Here is a 19,724-nt window from a genome sequence, read left to right on the forward strand (position 1 = left end):
AAATTATTTTCGTTTAACATCTAACTTATTATCAAAATACCTGAGGATATTATTCGCTTTTATCCTTATTTGATCTTCTGTTGCATTCGATGTGTTATCATCAATTTTTCTATTAAAAAGGGCGTTCTTCAGTTTTTCAGAAAAATCGGCTTTACCACTGTAGGGCCTATTGTTTACTATTTCATTAATGAATGAGTTAGAATAGGTAATCCCCTTCTCATCAAAGAATGTTTTGATATGTTGTTGTCCACTTTTACCAAGATTTACACCAGCAGCCATCAGCTTTGGGTTTGGAACTTCTAGATTGGAAGTAAATACAGGTTTAGAGTCTAAAATCCATTTTTGCTTAAGATTTGCTTTACCACCTTTTGGTTTATAATGATAAATACCAGCCTTGGCCTGGATTTCTTTAGCAAAGGCATTTGCATCACCTTTGTAATAGACTACTTTGACATGCATCCACACTACATTCTTATCATTTGGCGCATTGCTGTTAGTTCCTCTAGCTTCGGATTTAAAGATTAGCGCATGAACCTTGTTTTCGAATTTTTGATATGCCTTATTTACACTATTCGGAGTTGGGACCAGATTATTTGGCTGACCTTGTCCATTAAAGTGATCGTTTATGAGGTGAAATTGTATCCAAGGGTCATCTGGGCCTTGACCGGTAAGACCAAATCCTTGAACATCTTGCCATCCGGTGACTCCTGCCCCACTTCCAGGAGGAGATCCATAAGGAACAGCATCAGTAAGGTAATGACTTTTTACGTTACTCGGTTTATTTCCGTTGGAAGAAAACACGATATCTGCAGCTGTAGGATAATCCGCTGGGACAAAGTCACCTGGTAGCTCTCTTAGTTTGAGACTAAGTTCGTTCACCAGCGCTAGCAAATTATCTGCTCTGGTCTTGTCTGCTGCTGGGGTACTACCACCTTTGACCGCCAGTGCTTTGGCCTGTAAAAATCTATTGTAAGTATCTTCTGCTGCAAGTGCCTTGGCTCTAGTCGCAGGGTCTTTTTTATGTTCATTAATATGTTTTTTCACTTGTTTTTTCACACTTTTCATCATCAAGGTCGATTTTTTTCCTGTACCTTGGAAGAAAAGGGTATGTTCATTGTTGTTTTTATCTTTGAATTTTTTTCTGTGTTTCCACCAACTGAATATTTTGGCTGCTGCACCTTTTACTTTCGCCTTGCCCTTCTTCACCAGCTTCTTAAATGCTTTTCTAGCTTTCTTGATCAGTTTGTTAATAGCCCTATCTATACGTTTTCTGATCTTCTTGATTATTTTTTGAACTTTTTTCACCAGCCCACCTAGGCCTAAGAGTTTAGCAAACAAACCTATGACCAGAGGAACCAATCTCGCGAGGCCTTTTTCGACCGCTTTGGCGACACCGCTTACGTTGCCAGCGGCGAGAGCTTTAATGGCTTCTATAAGGGAAGGAATGAGCATGATGGCCGATTCTACAAAGAATACGATAAGATCCTTGATCGCCATGATCGCTTTGATAAATCCAGCACCAGGGATAAGCAGGCTGAGAAGCCACTTGATACCAGCTTCGAGCACTTGCGTGATAAGCATCTGTTTGATCGATTCGATGATGGTTTCCTTAAGGTCGGTAAACGATTCCTTTATATATTCCCACATGCCTAGAACGCCTTTGGTTCGGATGATCTGGAACATTTCAAAACCAACTTCCATGGCTTTGACCACAGGTTCCCCCATCAATTTAACAGCTTTCTTGCGCATATAATCCCAGGATAGGCCCAATACTTGCATCACTAAGCTAAAGATACCTTCTAGGCTGAACAGATTATCGGGAATGGTAATCCCCACAGGGCCCATCGCGCCAGTAAGCCATGTCACAAAGCCACCCAGTACGTGTTTTTGAATGTTAGCCATAAACATGTCGATACCTTTACCAATACCAGAGAATAGGGTTTTTGCAAATCCAATGGGATCTTCCATGATAACATCGATCACGTTGGCTATAGCCGCAAGCAAGCTGTTGATGAGTTCTTTTAATTTTTTAATGGTATCGATAATACCATTGATAAAACCTAGAGCGGCATCGATAAGACCTCTGTTTGCAGCTTTCATTTCTTCTATGCGTGCATCAACGGCATTTAGGCCTTCCATATATTGTTCGGCGAGGCTGTCTATAAGCTCATCTTGTTTGCTATTGACAGAATCCTCAAGCTGGTCAAATTTATCGTTGATTTTCTCGGCTGCGTCTTTCCCTATATTTTGTAGGTTTTCAGGAAGTTCGGCTACATAATTTTGAACTTCTTTTTTCCCAGAGGCTACACGAGCCTTGGCTGCGGTAAGCTTTTCTGCGACCAGTTGCGATACTTTGGTGATCACCTTGTCCATATAATCAATATAGACCTGTCTACCCGTAACGAAGAAATCATTTACTTCATCAGGCATGCCTGCAAACTTATCTTTGATCCATCTCCCTTTGCCGATCAATCCACTATAGCGACGATCTTTATAAGCCGTCATCTTGCGATCTACATGTTGCTCAAATTTTAGTTTGGCGATGATGGTACCAGCAGTAAATAGGGCTTTAACATTGGCGTCTAGATCACTAAGTATTTTTTCAACATCTACTTTAGATTTTTCGTAGATCTTATTTATTTCTGATGCTATTCTCGTACGCTCCGAGGTATCAGTTTTACCCGTTTTCCCTTGATCTACATTTACCTGATTCAAGATTTTTCCGCGCTCTTGGTGCATGCCATTAAGACCAACTTGTCCCTTGTTTTCGGCGCCAGCCTTAGCATTTTGAAGAATACCTTGTTCTTTTTTGCGTAGCTGTGCAGGAGCATTTTCGGTATTCTCTTTGGCCTTGTCCTTTGCCTCAAGGCCTTGTTTAAAGGTAGGTTCATTTGATTTTTCGAGCTGCTCATCTGTTACGTTATTGCTCGCCATTTCTTGATCCACCTCAGACATGTTATCTTGTAGCGGCTGATTCACTTCGGCATTTCCACGTTTGGGGGGCATGGCCTTGTTAGGATTCACACTTTGAGGTGCGGTTCCCACCGGAGCTTCTGGTAGTGGAGTGGTTTCGCGCTCTGGAATGGCATCTACATTTGGTTCTTGTGCAGTTGTTTGCTCTATAGGTCCAGCAGCAGCTGTTTGTTCATTTTGAACATCTTGAGTAGCGGCTGTATTTACTTCATCAATATTGTTGTTTTCGTCAAATTTGGTAGCCTCATCTTGGTTTTCTGGTAGTTGCATCCCTTTGATGCGCTCCATTAATTTTGCCTTAAAGGCTTCCGCATCAAATTCGCCAGCCTCGGTTGCATCCATCGTATCTACCTGATCCGCTTGAGCCATACTAGAACGTTCATTGGCTGGTGAGGCAGCAGCACTTTGCGCGGCACCAGCAGATGCTTGAGGTGTTTCGTGGCCTTGTTGTGATTTTGCGGTAGCGTCAACTCTACCTTCTAATTTTTTAAAGTTTGGATCTTCCTTAGGATTTCGTGGTGTTGTAGGTTCGACCTTACCGCCGCCTTTGCCAGCTCCTCCTTTACCAGAAACATCGCCCCCTTCTTCGACGACTCCTTCCTCACCAACTCCTTCTTTGGCATTAGGCTCGGCTGTCTCTTCAGAAGCTGTATCGACTTCTTCGGTCACTTCCCCTTCGGGCAATACCCCTTCTTTTTGGGTAGCAACTTCGTTATTTTCTTCAGCATTTGGTCCAGCCATATTTTTATTGGACTCCTCAGTTTGTTCTTCTTTTCCTGCTGCGGGGGAAGAGGCCCCTTGTTGGATGGTATGTGTTAGCTCATGGGCAACAAGGGTTTGCCCTTCTTTAGTGGCTGGATTAAATTTCCCTGCTCCAAAGAAGATATCGTTCTTGTTGGTAAATGCTTGGGCTCCCAAATCCTTGTTCATCGATGCAGACTCAGAATCCGTGTGTACTTTGACATTGCTGAAATCGGCACCAAAGCCATCTTCCATCTGAGTTTTTAGGGGACCTGGCAGTGGACTTCCGTTGCCGCGTTGATCATTGATGCGTTTGCCCATGTTGGCCTTGGGAATCGTTTTTGGAGCAGCAGACTTTGCTTGAATTTCTTCCTCTTCCTGCTTCTGTACTGATTCTTCCTCTTCCTGTTTCTGAATGAAGGCCTGCACCGCTTCCTCCTCATCTTTCGCTTGCACTTCCTCCTCTTCTTGTTTCTGCAACATCGGCTGTGTCGTCTCTTCCTCTTCCTGTTTTTGGATCTTTGGCTGTGCCGTTTCTTCCTCGACTTCTTGAAGCTGAACGACGGGCGTAATGCTTTCTGCTATGGGTTTTTCCTGAACCGTTTCTTCCTCGGCCTGTTTTTGCACTGGGACGACTGTTGGACTGAAGAATGAGTTGGGTTGGTGTGTCTTATTGACCACCTTTTCAGCAACATTGTCGGCCTCGACCTCATATTGATCCCCGCGTTGCCCCATTTTTAACTTCGCTTGGACTCCCACAAAATCATCATTGCCCTGTTTTGCGAAGACAGGGTTAAGCGTTTGACTTGATTTTCTGGAAAATGCTTTCACGAAGGCTTTATTTTAATAGGGTTAGTGACATTTGAATACGGCTAGAATTTTATGGTTATAAACAAGGTTGCATGATCACTGCTATCTGTTATGCTCGTGGACACGTTGTGTGGCCTGCCCGGCCCGTCGTGAAAATTGGCGTTAGACTTTCTCTCTTTAAGATAATCGGCAAGTCGCTGAGACCTATCTAACTTTTCTTCTAGTCTGGCTTCGCAAGAACCAAGGCCGAGATAGCCTGAATCGATTTTGTTCGGTAAGCTGTTTACATCCTGTTGGTATTTCACCAAATATTTCTTGAAGAGGTTGTAATCATCTGTTGCGTGCTCCATTTCTGCTTTGAGATCGTCGGCTCTAAGCTTAAGATTGGAAGGGTCTCCTTTGATGACCACTTTGATCATAGCTGGAGCATCGGGGTGGATGTGCGACCCCAAGGCACCATCAAACATGGCTGCCGCGGCTCCTTTAGACATCGTTTTTTCCCAAGGATCAGGTTTTAAGATTCGTACTTTATTGTATGTTGCAAGCTTCAGGTCTTTATTCAATAGATAGCATTGTCCCCCGAGCTTGGTGTAGGTAGGTAATGGGAATAATAGGTTTTTGACATTATTGAATCCACCTTGTTTGAAAAAATTCTTAAGGCCATGACCATTGATGAAAAATTCGGTATGGCCAATGGCCGTTGTTTTTCCAGCAGGCGCTGTGGACGAATCTAGAGGATCGATATCCTGTTTTATCACAGCTCCTTTATAGGTTGGCTTTTTTTGTATCTTTTTCTGGACCATCCCTTTCTGTTGAATGGTATGTGTCAATTCATGAGCCAATAGGTGTTTTCCATCTTTGGAAGCAGGATCATATTTCCCTTTGTTGAAATAGATATCGTTTCCATGCGTAAAAGCTTGTGCGCCCATTTTTTTACTCATTTGCGCCGCTTCACTATCTGTATGAATCCTTACATGACTGAAGTCGGCGCCAAATCCCTGTTCCATTTGTGTTTTGACAGCCTTGTCCATTTTAGAACCACTGCCTTTTTTCGAACTTAAACGACTTTCGATAGATGGGCGATTGATTTTGCTGCCGGTAGTTTTTGCTTGGACCGATTCTTCTTCTTCCTGCTTTTGTACGTCCTCCTCTTCTTGTTTCTGTACTTCCTCATCCTCTTGTTTCTGAACAGGTTCTTCTTCCTCCATTTTCCGAACAGCCCCCTCTTTCTCGCAGTCTTTGCATTTGGCCTGAACGGACTCTTCTTCCTCTTGTTTCTGAACTTCCTCTTCTTCCTGTTTTTGCACAGGTTCTTCTTCCTCTTGCTTCTGCACAGGTTCTTCTTCTTCCATTCTTTGAATCTCTTTTGCCTGGGCTGGCTCTTCCTCCATCTCCTTTTTTTGGATGGGGGTGATATCGCTTGCTAGTGGTTTTTGCTGCACTTCTTCTTCACCTTCCATTTTTTGAAGTACACCACTAGTATCGGGTGTATTATTCACCACGTTATCGGCCATATGATCGGCTTCTACTTCATATTTATCTCCAGGTTTTCCAACTTTCAGTTTTTTTTGGACGGTTGGTTTAATGAAGGGTTCGTTATCGGATTGCTGAAGTAGCTGTGGTTGTTTTGGTTGTCGTCTTTTCATCTTTTCATTATATGTTTACCAATCCACAAATATCAATTGGTCCTTCCATGGAAGTTTAAATAAGCTATGATTCCATGGTAGTTGGTTTAAAAGAATATCCTGCGTCTTTCGTTCCATGATGATCTTGGGATTTTGATCCTTTAGTATCAATTTTCCTGGACGCTGTAAGAATTCATTCTGTAAAAGGTCTTTGGTAGAACTCTTCAATATTTGCCAATGCGATAACGTACTTGACAAGAGCTCATCAGCTTTCTGCTTCAAGTTATCGGGAAGCTCAATAAAGCGATCTATAGAGATACTGACAGGGATATTGCAAAGGAACTTCTCCATGGCCATCAAATTTTCTGGTTCTTGCTCTTTTCCCGTAGCTACGTAATGCAAGAGGTGAATGGCCAAGACGGGATCGGTAAATTTTTTATCGGTCATTAACTCACAGTCCTCAAAAAAAGCGGAGAGAAACGGGTGGAGAAGGAGTAAGCCTGCATTATAGACATAATACGTGCCTTTCTCAGTATGTAAAGGCGCATCTTGGAAGTCCCGCTCAGAGAAATCTGTGTCTTGATGCGATTGTGGCTCACTTTTTAAGCGCTCTTTGCCTTCTTGCTCAGAAGTTTCGGAAATATCTCGTGTGCCATTATCCTGAGTTGTTGGTGCGTGCCCCTTCTTCGTATTGGATGTAAGGAGCTCATCATCATTGCTATTACTTGTGTTAAAAAGTACATCATTTTCAATCTCCTCTTTTTCTTGGACACTACCTTTTTCAGCTAAATATTTATCATCCCTAGGTTCAATTTCTTTGGAATCTCGTTCACGATCTTTTTCTTTAGAATGGTCTTCCTTAAGCGCATCAGATTTATCTTGGTTGATCACTGGCGCTTTTAGATCAGAAGCTGTAGGATGCTCTTCTTGTTGAATATTAGAGTCCTGAGTACTGGATGGATCTATTTTTGTCTTTTCAGCAATTGATCGTTTGCTGCGATCATCAAGAGAATTCTTATATGCTGAAAAATCAATTCCCAATTGCCTGGCAATTTGCTCATCTAGCATTTGAACGATATTTGTCTCATTCTCAGAAAGACCTTGGAGTCGAGTGCTAGCGTTCAGTTCACTAGAGAATAGGCTCTTGAAAGTATTGGTCTCGTCATTTTCCACCACTTGAAATACAGTTCTCCAGAGAGTCTTTCTTAATGCTGGTCTACCATATTCAAATTTTGCTACTTGCTCCTCGGGAAAAAGTTTTGCGAACAATTCTTTATCCTCTGATAGATATTTGAACAAGCTATAAACGTCCTTCTTCGAAAATTGATGGATCAATCTTTCAAAGGCCACCTTGCTTCTTAACGTTCGAATAATTCGACCTTTAGAAATGGTCGTTCTCGGTGCTTTGATCACATCTTCGATCAAATGTAAAACGCCGGTTTCCTCTGGTCGATACCAAGGTTCAATACCCGTTTCGAGAAAGTCAAGGAAGGAACGCAATTGACTTTCCTCCTTACTCATACCTTTTATTCCTTCTTTGGTGTTATTCTGGTCAAATTGAGTAAGAACTTCTGTCAATTGCGTTTTGAATTGCTTAGCAATTGCTTCCCTGATCTGTGCTTTTGAAGCTATCTTTTCAAAATTGAGCTCCAGAGATAATTGGTCTAGCTGCAACACATGATAAGGCATTGACTCATTTGCCTCATCAATATGTTGCGCCAAGACTTTTAGGATCTCTTCTTTTAAGAATTGGTCTAAATGGTCTTTAAAGAACATCGCTCGTTCTCGATCGTTGGTTTCAACTTCAACAAACAGCTTATGGATGATATGTTTATCGCTAGTATCCATACACTATGGTAAAAGTGCGATGATCTCGTTGATCAAATTCTCCAAACTAGGAGATGGCAATCCAGCTTCGATACAAGCAGCTAGGAAAGCTTGGATCGATCTATCTGGATCGTAGTTCACACCACTTACTTGCGCTCTGGCCTGTAGATCTTTCAAGTGTGATTTAAGCGCTTCCAAAAAGTCGAAGAGTACTCCTCCGTCCGAAAGTTGTTCAATTAGGATATCATCGGACTGGCAATGTAGAATATTGATCAACAATCGTATTTGTGCCTCAAAATATTTGGCCGCTATAGCATATTCTCCTGAACTTGGTTCTTGCTGTAGCAAAATCATCGATGTCTGCTCAAATAACACTGCTAAGAACTCAGGGAGGTTGTCATTTAAGTTTCCTGTCATGAATTCGGTTTCTAGGCCTATCACATCATCATAGCGCTGTCTGGTTGGTAACGTAACCTCATTGGCCAAGAAAACTGTGATATCATCCTCTCTCACCAAATTTTCTCTATCAACTTTTATCTGGTCAAATCTCAATTCCTCGCAGGTGGCGGGTTCTTCAATGACCTGAATATTAAAAGTGACCAGTTTTTCTATGGTTCGCGGTGATTCGCAAGGCGTACCAGAGATTTCTAAACGCACGGGGAATCGTATGATCCCTGCTGCTCCTGCTGGTATGCTGAACGGTATGGTGACCGACAGACCATTTCTAATTGCTTGGCTGCCATCAGGATTGGTTCGTACCCATCGGAAATTATAATGGTCATCTACACCACTCGCTACTCCAGTTACGCTAAAAGTTCTTGTGATATTTGTACCGGCGTTCACAGTGGTATTAGCAGGAGGATCGAAATCCGCCCCAGGTGGTAATCTTCTTGCGGTTATCGAACGTGTAATGCCACCAGCAGTGATGTTTATTGGTTGATCGAACGTATTGAATCCGGTACTAAAGACGATCGTCGGTGCGCTCGGGTTGGTTCTATTAAAAACGATCCCTGGAGTTGTGGTACTTGGAAGCAATGTGTTAGGGACCACTGTATATCCTATCGAATTCACTTCGCCTAAACAAATTTCTGACTGATCGATAGTAAAGCTAAACGGTGTGATGCTAATAGTTACGGGTACTGCTGGTATCGCTACTGCTTCGCAGGGGCTACCGAGGACAGATGCCCTTACTTGGAAGGTTCTAGAGTCTGAATCATCGAGATCAGTGGTCAACGCTAATCTTGGATCATGTGTTGTGGCACCTACCACAAGAACATCATCAACAAACCATTGATATTCATAATTGCTCACCTCATCCTCGTTTATACCAGTGATGTTGAATTGCAAATTTGTTGTTCCTCCAGGGAAGACATTTCCAGGTTCGTCAAAAGTGATACCGATATCTTCAGGCTTTTTTCGAACTGTGATGGTTCGAATGACACCTTCTACTTCAAATGCTATCGCTTGGTTAAAATTGCTGAACGACTCTTCAAATCGAATCACGGGTGTGGCAATACCAGCACCGATGACCGTGATGCCGGTCGTTTCGGTCGTTGGAACCAGCGAAACAGGAGAAATGGTATAAGCTACCTCGGTTTGCTCATCAAAACAGATCTCGCTTTCTGAAATTTCAAAAGTGATCTCTGTGATATCTATACGAATCTCGGTAACTACTCTTACCGGAGCGCAAATTCCTTCATCAACGGTGAGTACCACTTCAAAAGTAACAAAACCATCGGCCCCATCTGGAACAGTAAAATTGAATTCGGGTTCTGCGATTTCTGCCGTTGCCTCCCCCGAATTAAAGTTCCAGGCGTATGATATGTTGTCAGATGGATTTCTCAATCCACCTACCGAAAAGCTAAAGCTAACCTCTTGTCCGGGCAAGGCGGTAGCCGCTACAGGATCGGCGATGATAGTCGCGTTGACCGGTCTTTCTCTAAGGGTAAGCGTAGCTTCGACCATTTCACCATCGACCTCAAATTCGATCGGTTGGTTGTAATGACCAAAGTCACTTTTGGTAATCACTACTGTGCTATCCTCTATGTCGATACCATTGATGGTCGGATCTGCCAGCGTTACCGTTTTATTGGCAGGCGTCACCGTGAATTCTATGGTTTCGATACTGTTTTCTCCACTTGGATCGATACACAGCTCGTCTACAATTTCAAAACTTACATCCTGCTCCTCAAATGGGATGGCCGGGACCTCGATGGTATGTGTGCAGAATCCGTTGCTTACCTCGAGCGATGGGAATACCTCGTTGGTCTCCCCGATAGGCAAGTCATATTCAAAAACGACCTGATCATTCGTATCGGGTGCGTTCTGCAAAGTTCGGCCGTCACCTAGATCCCATGTATAGGTCGTAATATCCTCTAGATGATCACTGCTTAATTGGAAGATGACCTGAGCTGTAGTCTTATCTTCATTATAATTGATGTCATCAATTGCAACTTGGACATCCGAAATCCTGAATACAGTGATATTGGCACTGGTTTCCTTTCCATTGACGGTAAAGGTGATCCTTTCTCCGTAGAGATTCTCATCGAGCAGGCTAGGGTCGAACTGAGGTTTACCGTCAGCGTCGATAACGATGGCCGCTTGTGCCGCCGATGGTAATGCTTCTACAGTACCATCTTCAGGCGAAATGGTAAAAGGTATAGGCACTGGCTCGCCATCCAAGCACACTGTTTCTGGAATGCTTAAAAATACAGGAGGTTCTGGGATGATGAAGTTGATCGGCTCACAATCTGAACAACAGATATAAGGTAATGTAAAATCTGCGATCACGGTATTTTTTTCTACGACATTGGTCTCTATGACCTCATTCTCTGGAAAGTAAAGTCTGTTCTTTCTTTTGATGGGACGTACAAAATCAAATCCAAAACCATTCTTTTGATTGTCGTTCAAAGAGAAGTAATATGCATTCTTCGGTACTGAACGATCTTTAATAGTGATGCGAAGGCCTCTTCCTCTGATCATTTTAGCTTCGATAAAGTTGGACGCTCGCGCTATTCTCCAATGAAAATTAAGATAGTCGGCCATATTCTGAACCGTTTCATCTATGGTCGCTCCGATTGGAACGAGCGGTTGAAAACGCTTGGTCTTACCAAGCACAAGATTGTTTCTAACCGGCTCTTTTGTAAAACCAAATTCAGTATTCACACTACGGTCCCAAAGTTGAATCGTGGCAATGTCGCCAGATACAGATGCTGTTTTTGGCGTTGGTTGTTCTTTGAAAGGAATGGTTAGGGATACTGGTCTAAAGTTTTCGATATCACTATCCACGTCGGTAATATAGACCATGACGAAGGTTTCTCCGGGTCCAGCACCCGCCTTGTGTTCCAAAGCATTATTGTCTTCAACAAAATTCTGAAGTTTGATCTTATCTAAAATACGTTGCTTGCGTTCCTCGATCTGTACCAAAAGAATCTCTAATTTCTTGCCCGAACAGCACACGGTGGATAACTGATTGATCAAAAGTCCTAGGATATCTTTTAAAGTATCGTCGATCTCTGCGGTTTGATATGTTGCCTTTAAACGTTTTACGGTGGCGCAAAGGCTTTTCTGTGTTTCGGTGTATAACTTGATACTGCCGCTAATGACCTGATTTAAGCGGGTAGGGGCCCTTTCTACAAGCCCATAGCTATCGACCAAAACTTTGACGATTCCGTCGAGAATAAGATCTTTCGCCTTAGGATTTTCGTCCCATACGGTTTCATCGACTGATTCGTTAATGCGATCTTTCGCTTTCTTATAAAGTTCTATCGCATTATCATCTTTGTTATCTTCGATGGTCTCTTTTAAAAGAAGACCAAGGGTTCCTTCTTTCTTATCTAGATTGTCTAGAACTACATTTTTCTTCGATTCCTGATAATATTGTTTAGCCGATGGTTCGCCACTACGAATACCCAAATTCTCTGTTTTGGTATCTGAAATCGCCATCTTATCGAATGCCACCCGCGCGATGCCAGTTTCCTTCGTTTTAAAGCGTATGGGACCATCGGTTTGACCTTTGATCTTTTTAACGCGAACAATTCCACTGAGATAATCTTGCTTCTTGTCATTTCTTCCAACCTCTTCTAAGCTAAAGCCAGAAAAGAAATCGGTGATCTCTTCGAGTGTACAATTCTGTTCGGTGGTCCACGCTTCGAGTAGTACTTGCAAGTCCTCGAACTCGCAACGATAATCTTCTAATTCGATATTTTGTAAGCTGGCATCGATAGAAAGCAGTTTGATATCAAAATTGAGACCGTACTTTCTCTTGATCGCTTTTAGTTTCTCTAGTGCCTCGTTATAAAGTTTTCCCTGGACTCCTTCGATCCTAAAGAAATCTTTGTCCATATGATCGTAGGCCAACGGATTGGCGATATGGTTATCGACTCCTTCCTTTTGAAAATGATATCCAAGATTATTACTTTCCTTGAAGTTTTTGGTCTTTTCGTAGTTCCAATTCTTCAAGAAATTATCCTTGGCATCATAATAAAATGGGACGGCCTTATCACCAAGCACGGAGAGGGCTTTAGAGGGAGTCACCCGTATCTCATCCCCTTTGTTGGCGGTCTTGTAGGAGATGACGATGCTTTCCACTCTTTCAAACAATAGTTGAAGCTTTTTCAGGTTATCATCCTCATGTCCAATGATCGGCGATTTATAGAATTTATGTCGTAAGGTTTCGAAGTCTTTGGTCTCATCGATCTTTCCAAGCATGAGATGTTTGGGAAAAGATCCGATACCGGGACAGCATTCCACATTGATACATTGCAGTAATGCTTTCATTTCATTGTAGGTATCTGCCAAGTCCTTTAGCAGATCGTAGCGATATTGGAAGTCTGGAAGAACGGCCGTATCACTAAAATTAAAAAGCTGTTCTATTTTGGCTTTTAAGGAAACCTTACCAAACTTTTCTAGAATTTTGTCAATCCCGTCGCTTAAATTGGCAATGGTATCATTGGCATTGATAGCTCCGTGATAGGCTGTTTTTAGATTGTCAAAAGTGGCTGTATTGGCGGTATCCAGAACAACACGCTTTACAAAGACCTCTGGCAGATCAATGTGAAATTCTTGCAATTGGTGTTTTTTAAAGACCTTGTCTTGTGCTGCTATCGTCTCGGCCAAACTTGTGGGAACAAGCAATAGCTTGGTATTCGCTATCTGTGGGATACCTTGGTCATCACAGCTAAGGCCTTTACAGAGGTCACCTTCCTCCGCATAGCATTCCAAATAAATAAATACCACATAATTCTTTAGATCCCCGGCCTCCGAAATTTCCGAGAAACCATCATCTTCGATAGTGATCTGATACCCGTCATAATCATTCTTGTCAGCCAATTCTAAAATCTGTATCGGTGACCCTTCACCGGTATCAAATGCAGGATAGTTGGCCTTTCCATTGTCAAAGACCTTAAAATGGGTAAAGACTTTCTTATCAAAGTTTATTTTTCGCTGTAGCCTCTTTTGTTTGAGAACGTCTGTCGTTTCTTCTGAATTTTCAGGCAGTCGATTTTGCAGCATTAGCAGATCACCGTCTGTAGTCACCCCATAACCCTGATTCACGGTGATGACGTTGGTGTTGATATTCAGCTCAAAATCGAGACCACAAACGATTCCCACACCGCTGAGTGCGATTCGGGAGAGTCGATCCTGATCATCGAAATAATCCAAGAATTCGTTAAGTTGATCTTTGGTCAATACTTGATTGTCTATGAATCTACTGTATTGCGTGGCTATGGTTGACAGTTTTGTGCTCATTGTTCGGTATTTTTTGTATTGTTATTTCCAAGGTTGGTTTGTCCTAGTATCATCTTTCCTTTGAGCGAATCACTTTCATCATCACAATCCAACAATCTGCCAGTAGGATAGATGGAGTTAAGTTTGCTCATCGCATCGATAAGATTGCTGAGTGCTGCTTTTGGCTGTTCATCTTCTTGAGACTTCTGCTCCAAGAATGCCTTATACGCTTTTTCAAAGCATAGCAAGTCGTTCTGGTCGTCTGGTACACTACCTTTTCGTTCGCCAACCCAGCATATCTTGGCCAAAACGTGTGCCGGTAGTTCTTTTCTTATCAGATCCTCGAGATAGTTCCTAAAATCAAAATCTTGAAATCTAAAGGTATATCCCGGTAACACGATGCTGACCATATAGGAGTAAAGGTCCAAAGGGATATCTCCGTTACAATTCTCATCGCAGATGGGAAGAAAGCGTTTCAAGAGTGTTTCTGCTCCTGTGTACGGAACATTATCTGGTCGCAATAGTATATGTTCCACCAAAAAGATGCCCTCCTCGGTGAATTCGAATTTCATAAAGTGGATCAATTCTAAAATGGCGTCCTTTACTTCTTCTAGGGTGTCATAGTAGACAAATTGTTTTGCAATGATGTAATCCTTGGTGTCTGGATCTGCCAGTGGATTGATCACATCAAATGACCATCTACCCGAGTCTGCCTGATGTAAGTGTATATTTTTGATGGTGGTTTCTCCACTCAATCCTTCCATCAACTGTTCTTCTATGGCTCTCTCGCTCGTCTGAATGACCTGTAGGGCGGCGAAGTTAAGTTCTGTTTCTGCAGCATCGACGCTGGTATATTCTTCCGTGCCAGAAAGCATGATCTTTCCATTGGCATTATGTATACGCCAACGAAATACGTCTTCTCCATCCGAGTTCACCAATTCGTAAATGTCAATGAAGGAATTGGAGAGATTTCTACGATGGTAGTTTTTCATTCCTATTAGTCGGGCGATACGGCGTTGCCAGCCCGATATGTTGTCGGTGTCCCACATATCGATCAGTGGTGCCTTGTAATTGAAACCATGACCACGGGATCTACTTAGCTCACGATAATCTTCCAAGAACTTTTCCTTGTTCTGAAGGACTATTTCCTCCGAAGCATCACCATAGAGGGTCTTCATCAAAAAGCTATATTCGCCAAAGTATTCTGCGAAACGCGCCAAAAGATGGTCAAGCAATTCATTTCTACGTTCTATATTATTGTCGAATTGGTCAAAAAGGAGTTCGGTCAATGCCTCGTCATCCTCTTTTGGATAATAGGCGACCAGATCATCAAAACCTTTGATGCCTTTTACGGCTTGGGTGAAATAGGTCTTCGTCTCAACACCTGTAACTGATAATAGGTCCTTTACCTTGCTAAGGTGTTTGAAGTACGTAGCCAAAACCTTATCAAAAAACAGCAGGTACCCTTTGAGCTGCTTGGCCTGTGCCTTTCTTGCCGTGGAGGATCTGCTAGAAAGGCCTTCTTGTCCAATACCATAAACATCTGGAAAATCATTTTGTATGGTCAAATAATTCTCTGAGGCGGTGAAGCTTCCGGAAGGCACCTGTAACGTGAGGTCGCTTTTTGCCAATGACTGCGCTTGTTTTGCATCTTCCTTTAGCTGTCGTAAGTATTCTTTAGATTTTTCTTCATTAAGATTCAAAGGCAGCACCCCTTTGGCGTAGCTTAACTTACTGGTTTTACAGAGTACTGGTTTCTTATCTGGATCTATGCAGATAAGCCATTTGTTCGGCACTGGTATATCGGTATCGCAAAAACCGATAGCGATATCTCTGATGAGAAGCACTCCTTCGATATTCATTATAAGTTTCATGATGTCCGATAGACGGACCTCTCGACGTAATTCTGCGGCTTTTAGTTCTTCGGTATCGATAAAACCATTTACCAAGATAGGGCCGTCAAAAATTTGGTCGGTAGTGTACCCTTTGTCGAGCATTTGGCTTATGCTATAAAATTGAAGGGAAGGTGAGAAATACTGCTCAATGGCATACTTGATCTTGGCGTCTATCAATTCCTCATCCGCCTCGGGAGCCACTTCGATCTCCGCACAGACTGAAACTCCTTGCGTTTGTACGTCGGTAATATCCTCTAGATCCTCGCATAAGTTTCGATTTCTATGAAAACTAGCTCTGATGTCTTTGTTGATTCGATCTTTTTCCACGATGATCGCTGCTTCAGTGAGTCCTTCTTCAAATTCATCGTATTCTACAAAGAGGTCGTAGAGTCCATTATAGCTGTAACTCTTTATGAATTGCCCTAGTACCTTACCCTCAAAATCGGATTTGTTATAGGATTGTTCATGATCCTTACAATTGACCCATACCTTCTGCTCGTGTTTGCGTAACCAACAGTTTTTTACGCCATCGATATCGATGAAGAGTTTTCGGTAATCGAGCTCGTTCACTGGTTTACTAGGGAAAATGTCTGCTGCTTTATAGAACTGGTCTTGAAGAACCCCTATTTCGGGTGCAAGAAGATCTTCAGTTGGCAGATCGATACGCATCCCTAGATCGGTAATGGCGTAGCATAGCATTTCCAGCATCGTAATTCCTGGATCGTGACTATTGTAATCTGTCCATAGTTTTCCTCCTAATTGTTCGATGTATGAAATTCCGGTACTTCGTAGAAAGTCATAGTCGAGATCATCTTTTGTAGCGACATCCTTTGGAATGCTTATATGTTTAATTATACTTGACATGGGTTTGTTTCTATTGGTTTTTCTCCTTTGCAATTGCTGGTAACGGTAGAGACATTATGTTCTTTAGAGCTTACAAGAATAGATTTTGGATTGGATGGAGTGATACTGTTAAGATTTTTTTGAACGATCTCTTCTTCATCTTTCTTGATGATCTTGTTCATGACCACTTCTTGTATGTAATCCACGTAGTGCAGTTTTTCCAGATAGTCGATCAAGACACTTTTGTGAAGCGTACGTCCAAAGTTTACCTTCTTGGTATCATCGTATGCCCATGGCGACAAGAATCTCTTTATATCCTCTTTCAGCTCTTTGGTATAGAAGCTGTCGTCAAATCCTTCATAGAAAGAAACCTCGAGTTCTATTTGCACTTCCTCATAATTTGGGTCGATCACCTCAGCAGTGACCAATTTGGTATTCAGACTATTAACGTAATTGGTGACGGCATTTTTTGTCGCTTTGCTCACTCTCGGCTGATGGATGTCAAATACATTCTTATCTACCGTATCTGGTACCACGATAATGGTCACATTTCCTGGTGACAAAAAGTTGTTTCCTTTAGAATGATTCAAGCACTTTACCTTATAGATATCTGGAAATTGCTGAAGGATCAAATGTTCATAGTCCCATTGATTGACCGCCCGATTCTTATGACGTAGTCGTTCGCTGATTCTTCGATAGTAGTCAGCGTCCGATTCTTCGGCAGCACCATCAAAGGAAACATAAGGTTGTTCCAGCGATTTTATCTGGGGAATTCGAGTGATGAGTTTTTTTATGGTCTTTGCAGGAAGGCCATTTTCCAAATGATCTAAGGTATTGCCATTATTGATGAAGGTGGATTCGACCACCTGGGCATGAATATCTATGAGTTTGCTTACTGCATCATAGCCCCTATGCATTTTAGCTCTGACCCAGATATATCCTTCGGGCAGCAATGTGTTGGTGTTGGTCGCTTCTCTGGGTATGGCAAATTTCACGATCCCTGACCTTAGAAAGTTATCAATGCTGTTGTTCAGAAGATCGTTGGAGACGTCCTTCCACTTATCGTCACATAGGATGGCCCATTCGATCTTCTCATTGAGTTCAAAACTCTTCGTCAATGGATTTTCACTTCCTTCCAATGCCTGAAACAAAAGTGCTACATTTTGAAGTGGTTTCGCATCTTTTAACCCGATGAGCAAATTTCCACCGTGGCAATACTCTGGTACCAGTGTAGCATTGATCGGGGCAACTTCGAACTTGTCTATAATGCCCTTTTGAAATCTACTGACCTTGAGGTAGTTGTGTTCTTCGGCTTGTCCGAAGGGATGTTCGTGAAATAATCGAACCCTTTCATTTTTATAGGCCTCCTCAGTATTTCCAGCTTGCAGAACTACGTCTTCATCAAGCGGAAGATTCTGCTGTTGAAAGGTGGTGTTCTCGGAAGCGCTATAGGATATCGTAATATTTTCTGCTAGCGGGGTGTATGGTTCATTAGGGATCACCTCATACGAATCATTTGAAATAGACACTGCGTATAATCTCGGAAACAATGAATGCAAGAACGATTGTTGAAGTGTTAGCTTGACACCTGTGACATCACCAAAGCTAATAGGAGGGTTTACGCTTGGTTTTTGAATGTTCAACGAAAATTTGGACGCATCTGCTGCTACATTGGAAAACAGATTGGTCTCTGTTTCATGTTTCCATTCTTCCTTGTCTCTTATAGTTGCCTTGATCTTAAAATATTGATCATTATCAACAATATCTGTCAAGGTCATTTTTGTCGGTGGAGTTGTAGAGGCATCGACGATAAGGCTTTTGGGAATTTCATTCAGAAACTCTTTCTTATATGCCTTATACCAATCGCTAAATGAGTCAGGCCTATCTTTCCAATCAAAATTAATGGTGAAGCTATTCCACGCTTTGCTGAAAGCCTCAGGATAATTTACATAGAAATTACTTCCCTCTATGGGTTGTGCAGTGAATGGAAAGAAAGGCTTTTGTGATTTAAGTGTACTGTTATCGTTTTCGATCAGTACCTCGGCAGCTTCGGATACATTGACATCTATTTGAATGCTCTTTACGGTCTGTTTTGCCAGATGACGGTACAGGTCGTGCCCAGCTTCCTTATGCTGATCGATCACAAAACGCAATAGGGGAAACGAGGTATTATATTTTTCAAGTAAAAGTTCGGCATTATAGGCGACCAATGCCTCTTCGTCCTTTGGTAGTTGTAAGGCCAGTTTCAAGGCGGATGCCTCTAGCTGGCTAACATAAGTTGAACCGCCAACCGAAATAGTTTCCTTCAACGCTAAGGTTCGTATCCAATCTTCGGCACCGCTACCTTCGACCTTCATGACTTGTGCTGGGTTGACCAACTTCGCAAGATCAGCGGCTGTGGTAATATCTTCGAACGTAATGACGATTTGGATACTTCTAAGTCCTTCACTAAGTTGCAACATAGGTGATGCAATGGTAAAGCCTACCTTTGCCTTTGGAAGCTCGGTAAATTCTTTCGGGCTGTTAATATAACCAAATGGCCACCAGTAGGGTGATGTTTCCGGCAGTGGTTCTGCTATACCATCTGAGGTCTTTGGGTCAAAGCTATTATAGAAGGTCTTGGTCGTATGGTCGTTGTAAATGGTGCGCAGTGCGCCAACACTTGCCTTATTGACCACGAGGTCTTCATCGGTTTCATATATCCTAGGATTTCCATCGGTATCCTCTCCCGCGTTCAATTTGGTCTTTGCCTTTATCAGTTCTTCTGTACTTTTCTTTGCGAGTTCGAATAGAATGTGAACCGTATCTTCTTTTGCAGGCGTTTTGGAGACTTGAAGAATCTCCTTGTAGTAAAAGTCGAGGTGTCTCTTGGTCAGGTCATTGAATCGCTCCTTAGATTCGTTCAGTAAATTAAGAAAGCATAGGAACAATGTCAAATGAGGCGTAATGCTAGCGACCAGTTCCAATTCTTCTATTTTACTGGCAACACGTTGTTTTAGTGCTATATATTCTTTAGATGTTCTAAACGGGATCTCTGTAAGTTCTTCTTTGGTGATATTGAAGAATTCCTGCCAGTTATTAGAGGCATTGGTGTCGTCTGATACATCGAAGTAGTTTACCTGTTTTGCAAAATGAAAGGCGAACAACACCCAATCCTCGACTTCGAAGTCCATCAATTCAAAATTGGCGGGATCTAGAGCTTCTACAAAACGCTGTACCTGATCGCTGCCATTCCTATATAGTGTATTTTCTATGTTCTTTAGTGTACTCATGGTTGGTT

6 protein-coding genes are annotated in these 19,724 nt (G+C 42.3%); all 6 read right to left on the reverse strand.

Annotated elements, in window-relative coordinates; genetic code table 11:
* Positions 1 to 3: 3 nt before the first annotated feature.
* From ACFQ1M_RS05725 to ACFQ1M_RS05750, 6 genes are read right to left on the reverse strand one after another with little or no spacing between them, the layout of a single operon-like run.
* Positions 4 to 4,545, reverse strand: a complete 4,542-nt coding sequence (locus tag ACFQ1M_RS05725; protein ID WP_386405195.1) for an eCIS core domain-containing protein — start codon at positions 4,543 to 4,545, stop codon at positions 4 to 6.
* Positions 4,546 to 4,586: 41 nt separating this feature from the next.
* Positions 4,587 to 6,170: an eCIS core domain-containing protein gene (locus ACFQ1M_RS05730; protein WP_386405198.1), complete on the reverse strand. Its 1,584-nt coding sequence runs from the start codon at positions 6,168 to 6,170 to the stop codon at positions 4,587 to 4,589.
* A gap of 15 nt (positions 6,171 to 6,185) precedes the next feature.
* Positions 6,186 to 7,997 (reverse strand): contractile injection system tape measure protein, encoded by a 1,812-nt coding sequence (locus ACFQ1M_RS05735; protein ID WP_386405201.1) that lies wholly within the window; start codon positions 7,995 to 7,997, stop codon positions 6,186 to 6,188.
* A gap of 3 nt (positions 7,998 to 8,000) precedes the next feature.
* Positions 8,001 to 13,727, reverse strand: a complete 5,727-nt coding sequence (locus ACFQ1M_RS05740) for a hypothetical protein (protein ID WP_386405204.1) — start codon at positions 13,725 to 13,727, stop codon at positions 8,001 to 8,003.
* Positions 13,724 to 16,465 (reverse strand): hypothetical protein, encoded by a 2,742-nt coding sequence (locus tag ACFQ1M_RS05745; protein ID WP_386405207.1) that lies wholly within the window; start codon positions 16,463 to 16,465, stop codon positions 13,724 to 13,726. The genes ACFQ1M_RS05740 and ACFQ1M_RS05745 overlap by 4 nt, the downstream gene beginning before the upstream one ends.
* Positions 16,453 to 19,716, reverse strand: coding sequence for a baseplate J/gp47 family protein (locus ACFQ1M_RS05750; protein ID WP_386405210.1), 3,264 nt, complete (start codon positions 19,714 to 19,716; stop codon positions 16,453 to 16,455). The genes ACFQ1M_RS05745 and ACFQ1M_RS05750 overlap by 13 nt, the downstream gene beginning before the upstream one ends.
* Between the last annotated feature and the right edge of the window lie 8 nt (positions 19,717 to 19,724).

It is taken from the genome of Sungkyunkwania multivorans (assembly GCF_042675645.1).
Lineage (GTDB): Bacteria > Bacteroidota > Bacteroidia > Flavobacteriales > Flavobacteriaceae > Sungkyunkwania > Sungkyunkwania multivorans.